Here is a 14,917-nt window from a genome sequence, read left to right on the forward strand (position 1 = left end):
CATACACTCAGAGAGTCTAGTTATAAAGGAATATATGAAAATATCTTTTTAATTAAAGGGTTAAATATAAAATTCATGATTACGTTATGAGTTTTTATGGGATATAAGTTTGATAAAAAAAAGAGGATAGGCGGAATGACTTCAATGATATGATCGATTAAAGTCATTTCAGCTTTCGATGCTTTTATATTACTTCAGCATAATTGAATGGAAACTCTTCAATTGGAACAGGGGCCCCAAATAAATAACCCTGAAAATGGAGGCAGCCATAACTGGCTAATCGCTCTCGTTGCTCTTGGGTTTCAACACCTTCGGCAATAACAGACAATTTCATGCTTTTAGCAAGGGAGACGATAGTGCGTGCAATGTCAGCATCATGTGTATTCGTCAGTAAGTCATGCACAAAGGATTGATCAATTTTCAGTTGATCTAAGGGCAATTGCTTGAGGTAGTTGAGTGATGAATATCCGGTTCCAAAATCATCTAAGGCGAAATGGACACCATGCTGTTTCAATTGTGTAATTTTGGTGACGGTATCTTTTAGGTCTTGGTGCAGCATGCTCTCGGTAATTTCTAGTTTTAATTGTTGAGGATTGGCTCCATGTTGCTGAAGGGCATTAATCACTTGTTCCACGAAATGGGTTTGATGAAATTGCTTTGCACTGATGTTGATGGCTAGCACCAATTCTTCTGTTAGTGGAGTGTGTTGCCAAGTTGCTAGTACTTTACAAGCTTGGTTTAGTACCCATTCCCCCAAGGGTAGAATCAACCCCGTTTCTTCAGCAACGGGAATAAATTGAGCTGGGGAGATCATGCCATGCTTGGGGTGCCTCCAACGAATAAGCGCCTCAGCACCAATTAATTGACCGTTGTGCGTAACTTGAGGCTGATAGTAAAGAATAAATTGGTTATGGCTTAATCCATAGCGAAGATCGCTTGCCATAGCCGCATGAGCTAATACTTTTTTCTGCATCTCGGGGTTGAAGAAACGATGGGTATTTCTTCCTGCCCCTTTTGATTGGTACATGGCTAAATCAGCGTGTTTGAGTAGGTCATCCACACTTTGCTCTTCACCTTGGAAGAGGGTAACTCCAATACTTAAGGTGCTAAAGTGCTCCATTCCATCAATGGTATAAGGTTGAGCCTGAGCATAGAGAATTTTTTGACAAAGCTGGTCGGCGCGTTTAGAGGCCATTTCTTCACTCAATCCCAGTTGTTCAAGCACGATAACAAATTCATCTCCGCCAATTCGGGCAACTGTATCGGTCCGTCTGACGCAATCGCTTAATCGTTGACTGACGAGCGTTAAAAACTTGTCCCCGACATCGTGTCCTCGGGTATCATTGAGAGTTTTAAAATCGTCTAAATCTAGGTATAGCACGGCACCGTAATGGCCATCTCTTGTTGTATTTCGTCGGGCTTGTTCCAAGCGTTCCATTAATAATTGTCGGTTTGGAAGCCCCGTTAATTGGTCGTAGAAAGCCAGTTGTTTGATTTTATTTTCTGCCGCATTGCGTTGAGTAACATCGACTAAAGTGATCACATAGTTGATGACTGATTCGTCATTATCACTCATTACCGCCGTCATATGTGTCCATTGCAGATATTCCTCACCATTTTTGCGGCGGTTCCACATTTCACCTTGCCAAGCACCATATGTGATGAGCTGTTGGTTTAGTTCTTCATAATAGCTTTCACTGTGTTGTGTCGAACGAATGATATCTAAGTGTTGGCCAAGTACATCGTAAGATTGATAGCCAGTAATATCGGTAAAGGCTTGGTTAACTCGCAGAATGTACCGATTAGCGTCAGTCACTATCATTCCTTCTGCGGATTCAAATACGGTGGCGGCAATTTTTAAGTTCTCAACCATACGTTGCATGGCTTCACCTACTTGGTTGTATTCATAAATACCAGTAGAAGAAAAATGCACCCTTAACCCTTGCTGTATACCTTGAATGTAGTTTGTTAATTGACTAATCGCTCGGTTATGACTGAGATGCAATAGCCAAGCCGCAATGGTTAATAAACAGAGAAAACCGCCAGATAAGAGTAGAAAAGAACGCATATAGTGTTCTGTTGTAGAAGGGAAGCGGCTTTTCTCCATTCCTAACTTAAGCGTTATGGGGTAACTTTCTTCATGCAGAACAACGGGTGAATCAAGTAAATAAAATGATTCGTTCTCTGAAAGATCCGTACCTTCAGCAGTAGAAGGTAATATTTGGGACGGTGCGGTTAATGTTTGATACTGGATAAGTGGGTTGTTTTGATAGTGGATAGAGAAGCTATCTAAATCTGCTTTCTCTGCTAATGTTTTGACGAAACTTCGGTTTTGTCCAATGGCTAAGCCAATAAACATATATCCCCTTAAGCGAATGGTGGCGGGATCAAAGATGGGAACCGCTTTAATCACTGCTGTGAGAGGGGCGCTGTGTACCAATACCCATTGGTTAGTATAGTGTAAAGGGGTATTGATTTTCTGTAGCAGTGGCTGGATGTCGTACAGAGGTAAGCCAGCATTTACCAGTAAGTTATTGGATGTATCGACGAGAAAGAATAGGTCTAGAATGGCTCCCATATTTGAATCTTGTAGCATAAAAATCATATCTTCAGCCACAGAATCAAATTCAGTATCTTGTTCGGCTAAAGAAGAAAAAATGCGGTTAGATGCCGTAGTGTGCAAGTAAACTTCCAATAGGTCTAATCGGTTTTCAATTAAACTTTGAACGGTTCGCTGCCGTTGAGTCAGGTTGCTGTCTATTTTGGATTGTAAATAGTTTTCAGCGGTGTGTAGTGAATACAGCATCGAAGCTAGCAGAGCCAGTAAACCGAGAAAGCCAAAAATGAAGGTGACACGTGTGGCAAATTTCAACTCCCACGTCTTTTTCTTAGTATTTTTCGGCGTTGGATTCCGTGACATAGAATCATTACTCCTGTACGGCCTATGCGCTGCTTTCATCTCAGCTTTGATTATGGTTGATTGAATGTCTGTTTTAGCTGCTGAGATTCCGAAATAAGTTTTTTATATTCATCCAGTTGGCTTGTAAACAGTGTCTTTAATTCTTGTTCTTCCATAAAAATAACGGGCATTTTTATTTTCTGTTCAGTGACTTGTTGAAAACGAAGGTCTTGGGTTGCTGCTTTTAGCGCTTGTGTGAGAATGGCAACATGCTTATCTGGAGTATTCGCCGGAACGGCAACGACGCGTATCGCATGGACACTCACCTCATAACCCAACTCCTTTAAGGATGGGGCATCGGGGTAATAGGCCAATCGTTCATCCGCGAGGCTGGCTAAGACATGCATTAATCCAGACTCTGTATAAATACTGTGTGTCCCTCCGCTAAAGGCGATATCCGCATCCCCCGATAAAATAAGAGGGGCCATACCTGCTCCTCCTGTGGTGGGGACGATACGTAAGGAAATCTTCTCTCGTTGCATGACTCGATTGATCACAAATCGATCTTGAGCGTTTTGTGAGGCATAGATTAGCCCCGGATTGACTTTGGCGTATTGAATAAATCCATCCCAAGTTTTAAAGGGCTTATTGGGGCCTGTAATAAAAGCATTTTGATCTAAGGTAACGCCTGCAACATAGCGAAAACTGTTTATTGAGTAGGAGGAGGGGCTGACGAGCGGTGCAAAAGTGTAGGGAAGCGAAAGACCATATTGGAAGGTATAACCTTGATCATGACTATGAGCCAGCATAGCCGCTGCTGCTGCACCGCCAGCACCTGAATGATAGATAATCTTAACTGGCTGATTGAGCTGCTCAGTGAGTATTTTAGCCAGTACTTGCCCTTGCACATCCGTGCTACCCCCTGGATTAAAGCCAATTAACATGGTTAATGGCCGAGTTGGAAAGATATCGTCGGCTAATGTTAGTGATGAAAACATCCCGAAACTAAGCAGTAAGCTGATCATAATATAAGCGTGGATGGAATTTCTTTTCATCGCAGTGACCTATATTGTTGAATTACTCTAAGTTTAGGTGCGCTTTTTGATTCTGTCTATGAGCCGCGAAAACTATAGAATACTCACTAAGTAGTATGAGGGCTGGCTCTCATTATTGAGGGAGATCATGCCGTTTTTTGAGGAGGTTCCGCAGTGATTTCTGGCCAATACATGCGTATATATCCCCAGGTAACCCAAATAACAAGTAATGTTGCAATGGTCAGTTCTAAAAAACCGAAATGATGTAGCCAATCCCATTGAGGATAATAGTGATCAAAGAATACGGCTAAATGGTGCATTGCGATAGCACTGATAACAGAAGGAAAGGTGACGGCGGCAATAGAGGGTTGGAATTTTAAACGGAGCAGTCTGAAGTAACACAAGTAAATGAGCAAAGTCATCGTGATAGCGATGCCCGCCAATGCGCCGGTTAAAATGGGATCTGGAGATGAAAAGTTAACTAAGTAAGTTGCCAATGTCAGGTTGATCGGTGCCGCCATGATCGCCAAGGTAGGTCGAGCTCGTTTCGGGAGCATCCCTTCAAACACTAAGCGATATAATACCAGGGGCAGCATAACAAAATAGATAGCAATACAGATACTTACTAAGGTTTCAGAAAATACCGTATGCCCAAACTGCGTGCCAGCAAGAGAGCTACTGATTAGCCCAACCGGGTACAAAAACCAACTGGGTACGATATGGGCAATATTGAAATGTTGTAGTTGAAAGTGAAAAAATAAGAGCATCATGGTGATGTGTAGCAGGAGTGAGGCCGCCCAAATTGGGTAGGCGATAGCAGGAGAAATTACGGCTAAGTAATCACACAAGATCAGTAAAGCCATACTCATGGGGGCCATCAGGCTTCCTGACAGTGGATGGCGAATATCGTTAATAAATGTTGAGTAACTGGTCAGATATTTTAGAAGCACGGGCAGTAGAAGTATCGCTCCGGCTATGGCCATATATGGACGGATGATTAACCCGACACTCGGCAAGTACAAAGCCCAAGCTTGCCCTAATCCAATCACGCCTAATGCTAAAGCGGCTTGAGCTGGGGGAACGCTCTGCACATGAATCAACCTTTTCCAATTCAATCTCCAACTCCTTGTCTATACCGCCGTACTCAATGAGCGGCGATTCTACCAAGTTTGGATGAATCGGTGAGGATAATTGGGCTGATGGATATCACAAAATGATAAGGTAACAGTGATAAATATCTCATTATTACCTTCGTATCGAGTGTGTATTGACCGTGATCCTACGTAATGATTAAGACTGTGGTAAATCTTGTTGGCGTAATTTTTCGTTCTTTAAGGTTCGATGTAATAGCTGGCTATAGATGGGCTGACCACCAAATAGCTGAGCAAAAATAACGGCACCAAGGCTGGTAATGATTAACGGTAAAATTAAATAGTAGTTATTTGTCATTTCAATAACTAATAAAATGCCGGTGATAGGTGCGCGAACGGTGGCAGCAAAGAGAGCCCCCATACCTGCAATGGCGAACATTCCTGGCTCTATATTCAATTCCGGGAATAAACTTTGGGTGATAAGGCCGAAGGCATAACCAAACAAGGTTCCCAAAGCCAACATAGGGGCAAAAATACCACCAGGTGCACCGGATCCAAAACAGAGTAATGTGGTGAGAATTCGACCAAGAAAAAGTAACAAAAGCAATGCTGCGCCATATTCTCCAGTGGTTACTGCTGGAATCAAGGCAATACCACCACCGGTTAGTTCTGGAATATAAAGCAGAGTCAACCCAAAGCAGCCACCAAGTAGTGAGCCTGTGATGAGGTAGCGTGCTCGAGTATTTTTATGAATCTGGACAAAAAAATCTTGAGCAAGAGTAATCAACTTGTTAAAAAGCACCCCAAAGACGCCAAATAACACACCCAATAACAAAAAAAGCCCCAGAGCAATGAGCTCTGGAGGCTGGTATTGTGGCATAGTTATCACCGCGGCTTGATCGTTAATCATTCTAAAAACGATGTTTGCAGAAACAGAAGAGACAATGACTGCCCGCACTGAGATGAGAGTGTACCGAAACTGAGGGCGCATCTCTTCCATCACAAACATGATTCCTGCCAATGGCGCATTAAATGCGGCCGCCAGCCCACCAGCCGCACCAGCCGCGAGTAAAGAATGACGTGTATCTTCATTTTTTACTTGAAATACATCTGACACCATCCGGCCAATCGCTCCGCCCATTTGAACTGTTGGCCCTTCTCGTCCTAACACCATCCCTGAGCCAAGAGCGCCCATACCACCAAAAAATTTAACCGGTAGAACTCGCCACCAACGTACTGGGCGTATACCATCCATAGCACCTTCTATTTCAGGAATACCCGAGCCGGCGGCTTCTGGCGCAAAACGATGAACGAGATAGTAGCCAATACAAGCAAGGCCTGAGCTGATTAAAAATGCGGCTAACCAGAGCGGGAGAAGATGACCAATCGAGCCTTTTAACCATTCTGTCCTCGTTTCTGAAACCAAATGGACAGCATGTTCGAAATAAGTTCCGACTAAGCCTGCGAGTACGCCAACCACAATGGCCAATAACAATACAGAAATAGAGGTTTTATCTTTGGAGAGAAATTGATTGAGGGTATCTTTCGGAACTTTGGCAAGCAAACTATGAGGAAATTTCTCTCGCTTTGACATTAAGTGGTTAGCCTCGTGACAAGTAACAAAATGTAAATTATACGCGGACAATCTTTTAACTATAGATCCAAAGATGAAATATTGAGTTCCAAAAATGAAGATTTTTGGAATGAGCGGTCAAAAGCGCGATCTACGTTAGAAAATAGGGTAAAAGATTTGAATTTACCAATAAATCAGCCATAGTTAAGGCGTAAGGCAAACAAAGTATTTCAACTGGAGGAAACGAGAGCCTTACCTACAATTTGGATGGATTCAAACATACAACTCCAATAGCCTCGACTTTGATCAGGTTGCAACTATAGACTTCCTGATTTGCAGACTCACGATTGAGTAACGAGGATTAAGGCGTACTTATTACAGTACGCCTTTTGCTATTTTACTCGTTGCCATTTTTCTAGGTATACTCCTTGCTCTAAAAAGGAGTGCGCTATGCCCAAAACGATACCCGCTAATATCATCACCGGCTTTCTTGGCGTTGGTAAAACCACCGCTATTCTTAACTTATTAAAACATAAACCTAGTCATGAAAAGTGGGCTGTACTGGTCAACGAGTTTGGCGAAATTGGCATTGATGGGGCAATGATGTCAGAGCAGGGCGCTTTTATTAAGGAAGTCCCTGGTGGATGTATGTGTTGTACAGCAGGGGTCCCTATGTCTGTCGGTATTAATATCTTGTTACGACAACAGCCAGATCGGCTATTGATTGAACCTACGGGGCTTGGTCACCCGAAACAAGTCGTCGCCACCTTGCTTTCTCCTCAATATCAACCCTATGTGGATTTGAAAGCAACCATTGGTTTAGTTGATCCCCGTCATCTTAGTAATGCTAAACATTTAGGAAATCAAAACTTTAATGATCAACTCGCAACCGCAGATGTAGTGATAGGCAATAAGGTGGATCAATGTTCAGCGGCTGATATTGATGCTTTTAATGACTGGGTGACAAATCAAGTTCCAGCCAAAGTATTCCATAAGCTGGTTTCTCAAGGGCAGTTAGCGATAGAGATTCTGGATATAGAACGTATTCATGGATGCGCTTCTACACAAATTGATGCACATCACCACCACCATGCACAGCTTGAACCACAATTTGCTCTTGACCCAGGGAAGGCATTTATTCGTAAAGAGAATCGAGGCCAAGGCTATTTCAGTTGTGGATGGCTATTTGGGGCAGAACATACCTTTGATTTTGATGCTCTCTTTTCTATGCTTAGTGAGCTTACGGCTGAGCGAGTGAAAGGGGTTCTTAATACGAATAAAGGGTGCTATGCATTTAATGCGACCCATGGAGTATTATCAGTAAACGAATTAACTCTACAGGGATTTGAGTCGCGGTTAGAAGTGATAGATTCCCACTTAATGCCTTGGGATCAACTAGAAGATATCTTATTGAATTTAGCGGGAATATCGAAATAGTCAAAAGAAGGGCATTCCGCCCCTCTTTTGCAATCATTACCGTTTATTTCGTAAATAGCGTTTACGCCTTTCTTCTTTGCGTTTCGCTTTTTCTTCGGTTTTACGTGCTTCTTCACGTTCAACTTCGATCAGCTCTTGAGTAATCATTTCTGGACGTTCAAGCGTAATTTGACCCAAGATACCTTGACGAAGTTCATGCAGCAAAATCTCAGAGGCTTTATGTAGATCAACTCGGCCTCCAGCGCGTAGCGCGCCTCGCTTACGACCAATTTCTTCCATCCACTCCACATCTGATTCAGGTAACGTATTAATTTGATAGCGTTCTTGTAATTTTTCTGGATAGTGTTGCGCTAAATATTCTACGGTATAAAAAGCAACTTCATCGTATTCCATTGCGGTATCTTTTACCGCCCCCGTTGCCGCTAAGCGAAATCCACTGTGTGGGTTTTCAACTTTCGGCCATAAGATTCCCGGAGTATCAGAAAGTACAATACCATTTTGTAGATTAATGCGTTGCTGACGGCGTGTAACCGCAGGTTGGTTCCCCGTCTGTGCAATAGCGCGCCCAGCTAAGGTATTAATAATGGTAGATTTCCCGACATTTGGAATACCCATGATCATGGTACGAATATTTTTACCAATTTCTTCACGGTGGGGGGCGAGTTTACGGCAAAGTTCTAAAATCTTATGCACTTCTTGCGGGTTAGTGGTGGTGATTGCCATTGCCTTTACCCCTTGCTCTTGCTCTAGATGCTCAATCCACAACTGAGTCATTGCTGGGTCGGCTAAATCCCGTTTATTGAGCACTTTTACGCAAGGTTTTTCACCGCGCAGATGAGAAATTAACGGATTTTCACTGCTATAAGGAATGCGAGCATCCAGCACCTCAATAATTACATCAACTTGAGGAATGACTTCTTCAATTTCTTTTCGGGCCTTATGCATATGTCCCGGAAACCATTGAATATTGTTGTTAATCATTTGAATTTTAATAACCTTTGTTTGGTGTTTTTTGTGGAATACTCGGAGGGTACCAAAGCGGAGTATTCGGTGAAAATAGCAGAGGTTCAGAGTATAACTATTGGCTGCTATTATCGCTCTAATGTGATGAGTTTAACACTTAACCGACCAAGCTGAAAATAAGTTGGGATTAAGGCGCTAAACTTTAGCTTTTATCATTGAACGTTACGCCAGTTGAGCCGCAGAAGTAAATTTTTATTGGGCTTGATCTCGCTCTTTGTGCTTCCCTTTCTACCTAGTTAAGAAATTCATCAATTAGGAGTCAATTTCAAGTTAATACTTTATAATAAACGACTCATCATACTCACTTACTATGATTGCTCCACAACTTATTTGTGGGGCTTCTTTTGTTTTAGATTATTTTAAGGTCCACAGAATGCCCAAAGCCTCCGACATTAACCAGCGAATGTCTATCGTTGCTCTCGCTTGGCCAATATTAGTGGAAATTTTGCTCCGGACAGCCCTAGGCACGAGTGATGTTTTTATGCTTTCGGGTTATTCCGATAAAGCCGTTTCCGCAGTAGGAGTCATTACTCAGCTCACTTTTTTTCTGATCATTGTATCCACGTTTGTCAGTAGTGGGACGGGCATTCTGATTGCTCAATATAATGGGGCCGGAAAAGAGCTGTCGTCGACCCATGTTGGGGTTGCCAGTATTGCCCTTTCGATAGTGATTGGCTTCATTCTTAGCCTATTGGCCGTGTTGGGAGCGTTACATTTTCTTCCCTATTATGGACTTGAGCCAGAAGTACAGCGGTATGCTCAAGAGTATTTGCTGATCAGTGGGGCCATGACATTTAACGTCACTATTGGCATTGTGTTTACCACTATTTTACGTAGCCATGGTTACTCTCGTTCTCCTATGACGGTTAACCTCATTAGCGGAGTGCTTAATGTTATCGGGAATTATATTGCGCTTTATCAACCTTTTGGTTTACCCGTCTACGGTGTTCAAGGGGTTGCCATTGCTACGGTCATGAGTCAGGTGATTGGCAGTATCATTCTTGGGGCTATTTTATGGCGTAGCTCCATTGCATTACCTATGTTGACGGTTGCTAAAATACCGGCGGAGATATATCAGCGAATATTAAAAATTGGTGGTATGAATGCTGGAGAAGTGTTGTCTTATAATATGGCACAAATCACGATTGTGTATTTTGTTGTTCAAATGGGCACTTCATCACTGGCGGCGTTTACCTATGCACAAAATATCGCTCGTTTTTCGTTTGCCTTTGCTTTAGCGATTGGTCAGGCGACTCAGATTCAAACTGGGTATTACATCGGTAAAGGTTGGGTAGAAAGTATTCTCAAACGGGTACAACTCTATTTTCTGGTGGGGTTTGCCACCTCCGTTACCGCTGCTAGTCTGATCTATTTTTTCCGTGATTCAATCTTAACGTTATTTACACAGAATCCGGAAGTTTTGGGGCTTACGGGGGCTTTAGTGATGGGGTCCATCCTGCTTGAAGCTGGGCGAGTGTTTAACTTGATTTTTATCTCAGCCTTAAAAGGAGCGGGTGATATCAAATTTCCTGTACAAATAGGCATTTTGAGTATGTGGGGGCTTGGGGTTGTTTTCTCTTATTTGCTGGGTATTCATTGGGGCTATGGTGTTTTTGGTGCTTGGATGGCGATAGCTCTGGATGAGTGGGTTCGCGGTATCATTATGGGAAGGCGTTGGCGATCAGCCGTTTGGGCAAAATATCGACTGCTTTAATCCTCTGTGATCTTCTAGAGTGATAACGCTTAGCCAAGAAGCTCAGCTCGTTATTCTCCAAAAGTAAAATTAGCCCCTCACCTGAGCCATATCAAAGGTTCTGTGATCGAGATCGCTATAATGTGTGGCATAAATGAAATAAGACAGAGTCAACAGTTTGGTTTTTCAAAAAGAACAGTTTGAGTTATTGGCCCCAGGTGGGGATTTGGATTCAATTAAGGCCGCTATTGCCGCTGGGGCAGACGCGATTTACTGTGGCCTAGAAAGGTTTAACGCCCGTAACCGAGCGACCAACATTACTTTAGACGTATTGGATGGGGTTTTAACCTTGGCCCATCAGCATCAATGTAAAATTTTTCTCACCATTAATATTGTGTTGTTGGAAAATGAAATCCCTTCGGTTATTCGTTTGCTTAAACAGTTAGCGGAGTCACAAGTTGATGGTGTGATCGTGCAAGATCTCGGCTTGGCTTACATTATTAAGCATTATTTCCCTGTGCTGGATATGCATGCTTCCACCCAGATGAATACGCATAATGATGGCCAGATTCTACTCTTGAGCAAGTTGGGAGCCAGTCGTGTAAACCTTTCTCGTGAACTGAATATCAATGAAATTACCCATCTAGCTCAATTGGGTCGCCAGCATAATGTTATGACAGAAGTCTTTGTGCATGGCTCATACTGTATTGGTTTTTCTGGTTTGTGCTATTTCAGTTCTGAACGCAGTGGCGCTTCTGGCAACCGAGGCCGGTGCAGTCAACCCTGCCGCGATCAATATCAAACGACGCCTGCGGGAAAAAATTACCCACTTAATTTAAAAGATAACTCGGCGTACTCCGATATTGAAGCTTTGGCCAAAGCGGGGGTGTATTCCTTAAAAATCGAAGGGCGGATCAAAAAGCCACATTATGTTTATACGGTGGTCGATAACTGGCGTAAGCAGATCGATCAATTTTGTGAGTCTGGGACGATTCGGGAAGACATGACAGAGCTATACAGTGTCTTTAACCGTGATTTCACCAATGGCTATTTGCAAGGTGACATTCATCGTGACATGTATATTGATAATCCAAGAAACCATGCTGCTACGCATTTCTCTACCATTTATCAGTGTCATAGTCTCGATGAAGTTAAACAGGTTAAGCAGCGTTTGTATGACAAGACCACTGAAATTATCGATAAGGTCGAAACCCTCACTCGATCTATGCCGATTGAAGCCGAGGCCCAGCGCAGTTTAAAAGGCAATGGAAGAAAAAGTGACATACCGATGCCAAAACAGGCGAATATCGATGACACGGCTTCGCCTAAATTGTCAGTGCTGATTTCAGATTCCAGCGATTTGGAGCTTATTGATTCGTGTCATGATGTTTCCTTTTTCTATCAGCTTCCAGATGCACTGAACGATCAGCTTGAAGCGATGAGTGTGATGTTTAGCCAGCATCCCACCCTGATTCCCTTTTTCCCTGCTGTTCTGATTGGTGAGCATTATCAAGCTGCGATGGAATTCCTGCGACAGCTTAAGCCAGATTGGATTGTTACTGATAATCTTGGCGTTGCTAATCTTGCGCAAACTTTAGGAATAAACTGGGTTGCGGGGCCACAACTTAACATCACTAACTCCTTCGCTCTGCAATGTGTACAGCAGGAATTAAAAGGCGTGGGAGCCTTCATTTCCGATGAAATTAATGCTCTGCAGATGCGACGAATCGTTCGGCCTCAAGGCTTTAGGCTATTTTATACCCTCTATCACCCAATACATTTGATGACGAGCCGCCAGTGCTTTTTTATTCCAACGGTTGGGTGTAAGAAACAGCGGATGAATAAAGGTTGTATGACGCGTTGTGAAAAAACGGCTTCGATCATTTCGCTAAAAGAGAGGCCTTATGTCATTCATAAACAGAAAGGGAGCTATAACCGTTTGTTTAGTGACGTCAATTGCCTCAATCTAGCGGTTTTAGAGGATTTACCACAACTTTATACAGATTTCATGATCGATTTACGTTCTATTCCTACCCTAACTCAAATTCAGATGGGGAAGGCATCTCTTATCGAACACTTTAAGCAAGCTTTACAAGGGGATAGTGCTGCTAAAAAGACGTTATCGACGCACATTCAAGGCATCACAAACAAGCAGTACCAAAAAGGCTTATAACAAGCCCTTTGATGTTTGAAGAGGAAAGTCCATCGACAAACTCGGGTGATATTTATCACAAAAACTGTTAGTATCGGCTCCACTTTTTGAAAGGTTGGTTTTTGCCAACCTTTTGCTTTTACCATCCAACAACTTGGAATTCTCTGTGTTAACGACTGCAAACATCACCATGCAATTTGGCGATAAGCCATTATTTGAAAATATCTCGATTAAATTTGGTAATGGCAACCGTTATGGCCTGATTGGTGCTAACGGTTGTGGTAAATCTACCTTTATGAAAATCCTCAGTGGTGAGCTGGAGCCCTCTGCCGGTTCTGTCTCGACCGATCCTAATGAACGTATGGCCAAATTAGGGCAGGATCAATTTGCTTTCGAGGAATTTACCGTGGTGGATACCGTCATCATGGGCCATAAAGAGTTGTGGAAAGTAAAAGAAGAGCGCGATCGAATTTACGCTCTACCAGAGATGACCGATGAAGATGGTATGCGGGTGGGCGATCTTGAAACCGAATTTGCGGAGATGGATGGCTATTCGGCTGAGGCTCGTGCTGGAGAACTTCTGTTAGGTTTAGGCATTCCAGAAGCGCAACACTTTGGTTTGATGAGCGAAATTGCACCGGGTTTGAAACTTCGAGTCTTATTGGCACAAGTATTGTTTGCTGAACCAGAAATTATGCTGCTTGATGAACCGACCAACAACTTGGATATGCACACTATTGCTTGGTTGGAACAAACCTTATTGGCTCGTAACTGTACCATGATCATCATCTCGCATGACCGCCATTTCTTAAATACCGTCTGTACTCATATGGCGGATCTTGATTATGGTGAATTACGTCTGTTCCACGGAAACTATGATGAATATATGATTGCTGCAGAACAAGCACGTGAGCGTTTACATGCTGATAACGCGAAGAAGAAAGCACAAATTGCTGAATTACAAACGTTCGTAAGCCGATTTTCTGCCAATGCCTCAAAAGCAAAACAGGCAACTTCTCGCCAGAAACAGCTTGATAAAATTCAGCTTGAAGAAGTGAAACCGTCGAGCCGTCAATCTCCGTTTATCCGTTTTGATCAGAAGAAAGAGCTATTTCGTAACGCATTAGAAGTTGAAGGCCTTAAACAAGGTTATGGCGACAACATCTTGTTTAATAACGTAAACTTAATGGTAGAAGTAGGAGAGCGTATTGCTATTATCGGTGAAAACGGTATCGGTAAATCGACCATGCTCAATACGCTTGCGGGCGTAATGGATCCGATGGCTGGCATGATCAAGTGGTCTGAAAATAATAACATCGGCTTTTACGCACAGGATCATGCGCATGATTTTAGCGAAGAGATGACCTTGCTGGACTGGATGAGTCAATGGAAAAACGAAGGGGAAGATGAGCAAACCGTACGAGGCATTTTGGGCCGTATGCTCTTTTCGCAAAATGACATTAAAAAATCAGTAAAAGTCATTTCGGGTGGTGAACAGGGCCGAATGTTGTTTGGTAAACTCATTATGCAAAAACCCAACATTTTATTGATGGATGAACCGACCAACCACATGGATATGGAATCCATTGAAGCGTTGAACTTAGCCTTAGAGAACTATAAAGGCACCTTGATGTTTGTTTCTCATGACCGTCAGTTTGTTTCCTCTATCGCAACGCGCATTATTGAGATCACCAAAGAAGGGGTGAACGATTTCCACGGTACTTATGATGAATACTTGGCTAAACAAGGCCTGATGGGCTAATTGCCAAATCGTGATAAACGTTACAAAGCCATCGCACAGTGCGGTGGCTTTTTGTTTTATTGGACTGAAATCTGAAATTCTAGGACAAAAAACGGTTACTTAATAACGGAAAAACGTTAATCAATAGGTTGTGGTGTTGGTGCTTGAGTCTTTTTACGTTCAATCAAGAGTCGGGATCATGCCTGTATTAAATAATAAAAGTGATCTTATTCATATATTTATCAAAATTTGGCCTTTACCGCTAAGAGCCTGC

The 14,917-nt window shown here is 42.7% G+C and carries 9 protein-coding genes; 4 read left to right on the plus strand and 5 right to left on the minus strand.

Going from position 1 to position 14,917, the window contains the following annotated elements; translation table 11 throughout:
• Nucleotides 1-184: 184 nt before the first annotated feature.
• The 4 genes from EXA13_RS05135 to clcA all read right to left on the minus strand — a co-directional run bounded on the left by EXA13_RS05135 (nt 185) and on the right by clcA (nt 6,618).
• Nucleotides 185-2,920 carry an EAL domain-containing protein gene (locus EXA13_RS05135; protein ID WP_238132218.1) on the minus strand — a complete coding sequence of 912 codons (2,736 nt, stop codon included), beginning with the start codon at nt 2,918-2,920 and terminating at the stop codon, nt 185-187.
• 50 nt (nt 2,921-2,970) lie between these two features.
• Nucleotides 2,971-3,954, minus strand: coding sequence for a tripartite tricarboxylate transporter substrate binding protein (locus tag EXA13_RS05140; RefSeq protein WP_238132219.1), 984 nt, complete (start codon nt 3,952-3,954; stop codon nt 2,971-2,973).
• Between the two features lie 125 nt (nt 3,955-4,079).
• On the minus strand, nt 4,080-5,048 hold the full coding sequence (locus EXA13_RS05145) for a TDT family transporter (RefSeq protein WP_238132220.1): 969 nt from the start codon (nt 5,046-5,048) through the stop codon (nt 4,080-4,082).
• A gap of 175 nt (nt 5,049-5,223) precedes the next feature.
• Nucleotides 5,224-6,618, minus strand: coding sequence for a H(+)/Cl(-) exchange transporter ClcA (gene clcA, locus EXA13_RS05150; protein ID WP_238132221.1), 1,395 nt, complete (start codon nt 6,616-6,618; stop codon nt 5,224-5,226).
• 429 nt (nt 6,619-7,047) lie between these two features.
• Between clcA and EXA13_RS05155 the strand changes: the two genes are divergently transcribed.
• Complete coding sequence (locus EXA13_RS05155; RefSeq protein WP_238132222.1) at nt 7,048-8,034, plus strand: CobW family GTP-binding protein; 987 nt, start codon at nt 7,048-7,050, stop codon at nt 8,032-8,034.
• Nucleotides 8,035-8,070: 36 nt separating this feature from the next.
• Here EXA13_RS05155 and ylqF read toward each other — a convergent pair whose 3' ends face one another.
• Nucleotides 8,071-9,015, minus strand: coding sequence for a ribosome biogenesis GTPase YlqF (ylqF, locus tag EXA13_RS05160; protein ID WP_238132223.1), 945 nt, complete (start codon nt 9,013-9,015; stop codon nt 8,071-8,073).
• Between the two features lie 415 nt (nt 9,016-9,430).
• Here ylqF and EXA13_RS05165 point away from each other — a divergent pair, with 415 nt between their 5' ends.
• The 3 genes from EXA13_RS05165 (at nt 9,431) to EXA13_RS05175 (ending at nt 14,664) form a co-directional block, all read left to right on the plus strand.
• Nucleotides 9,431-10,771: an MATE family efflux transporter gene (locus tag EXA13_RS05165; protein WP_238132224.1), complete on the plus strand. Its 1,341-nt coding sequence runs from the start codon at nt 9,431-9,433 to the stop codon at nt 10,769-10,771.
• 157 nt (nt 10,772-10,928) lie between these two features.
• On the plus strand, nt 10,929-12,923 hold the full coding sequence (locus EXA13_RS05170; RefSeq protein ID WP_238130793.1) for a peptidase U32 family protein: 1,995 nt from the start codon (nt 10,929-10,931) through the stop codon (nt 12,921-12,923).
• A 145-nt stretch (nt 12,924-13,068) separates the two neighbouring features.
• Complete coding sequence (locus tag EXA13_RS05175) at nt 13,069-14,664, plus strand: ABC-F family ATPase (RefSeq protein ID WP_238130794.1); 1,596 nt, start codon at nt 13,069-13,071, stop codon at nt 14,662-14,664.
• Nucleotides 14,665-14,917: the final 253 nt, after the last annotated feature.

Source organism: Vibrio cincinnatiensis (genome assembly GCF_022113815.1).
Classification (GTDB): domain Bacteria; phylum Pseudomonadota; class Gammaproteobacteria; order Enterobacterales; family Vibrionaceae; genus Vibrio; species Vibrio cincinnatiensis_A.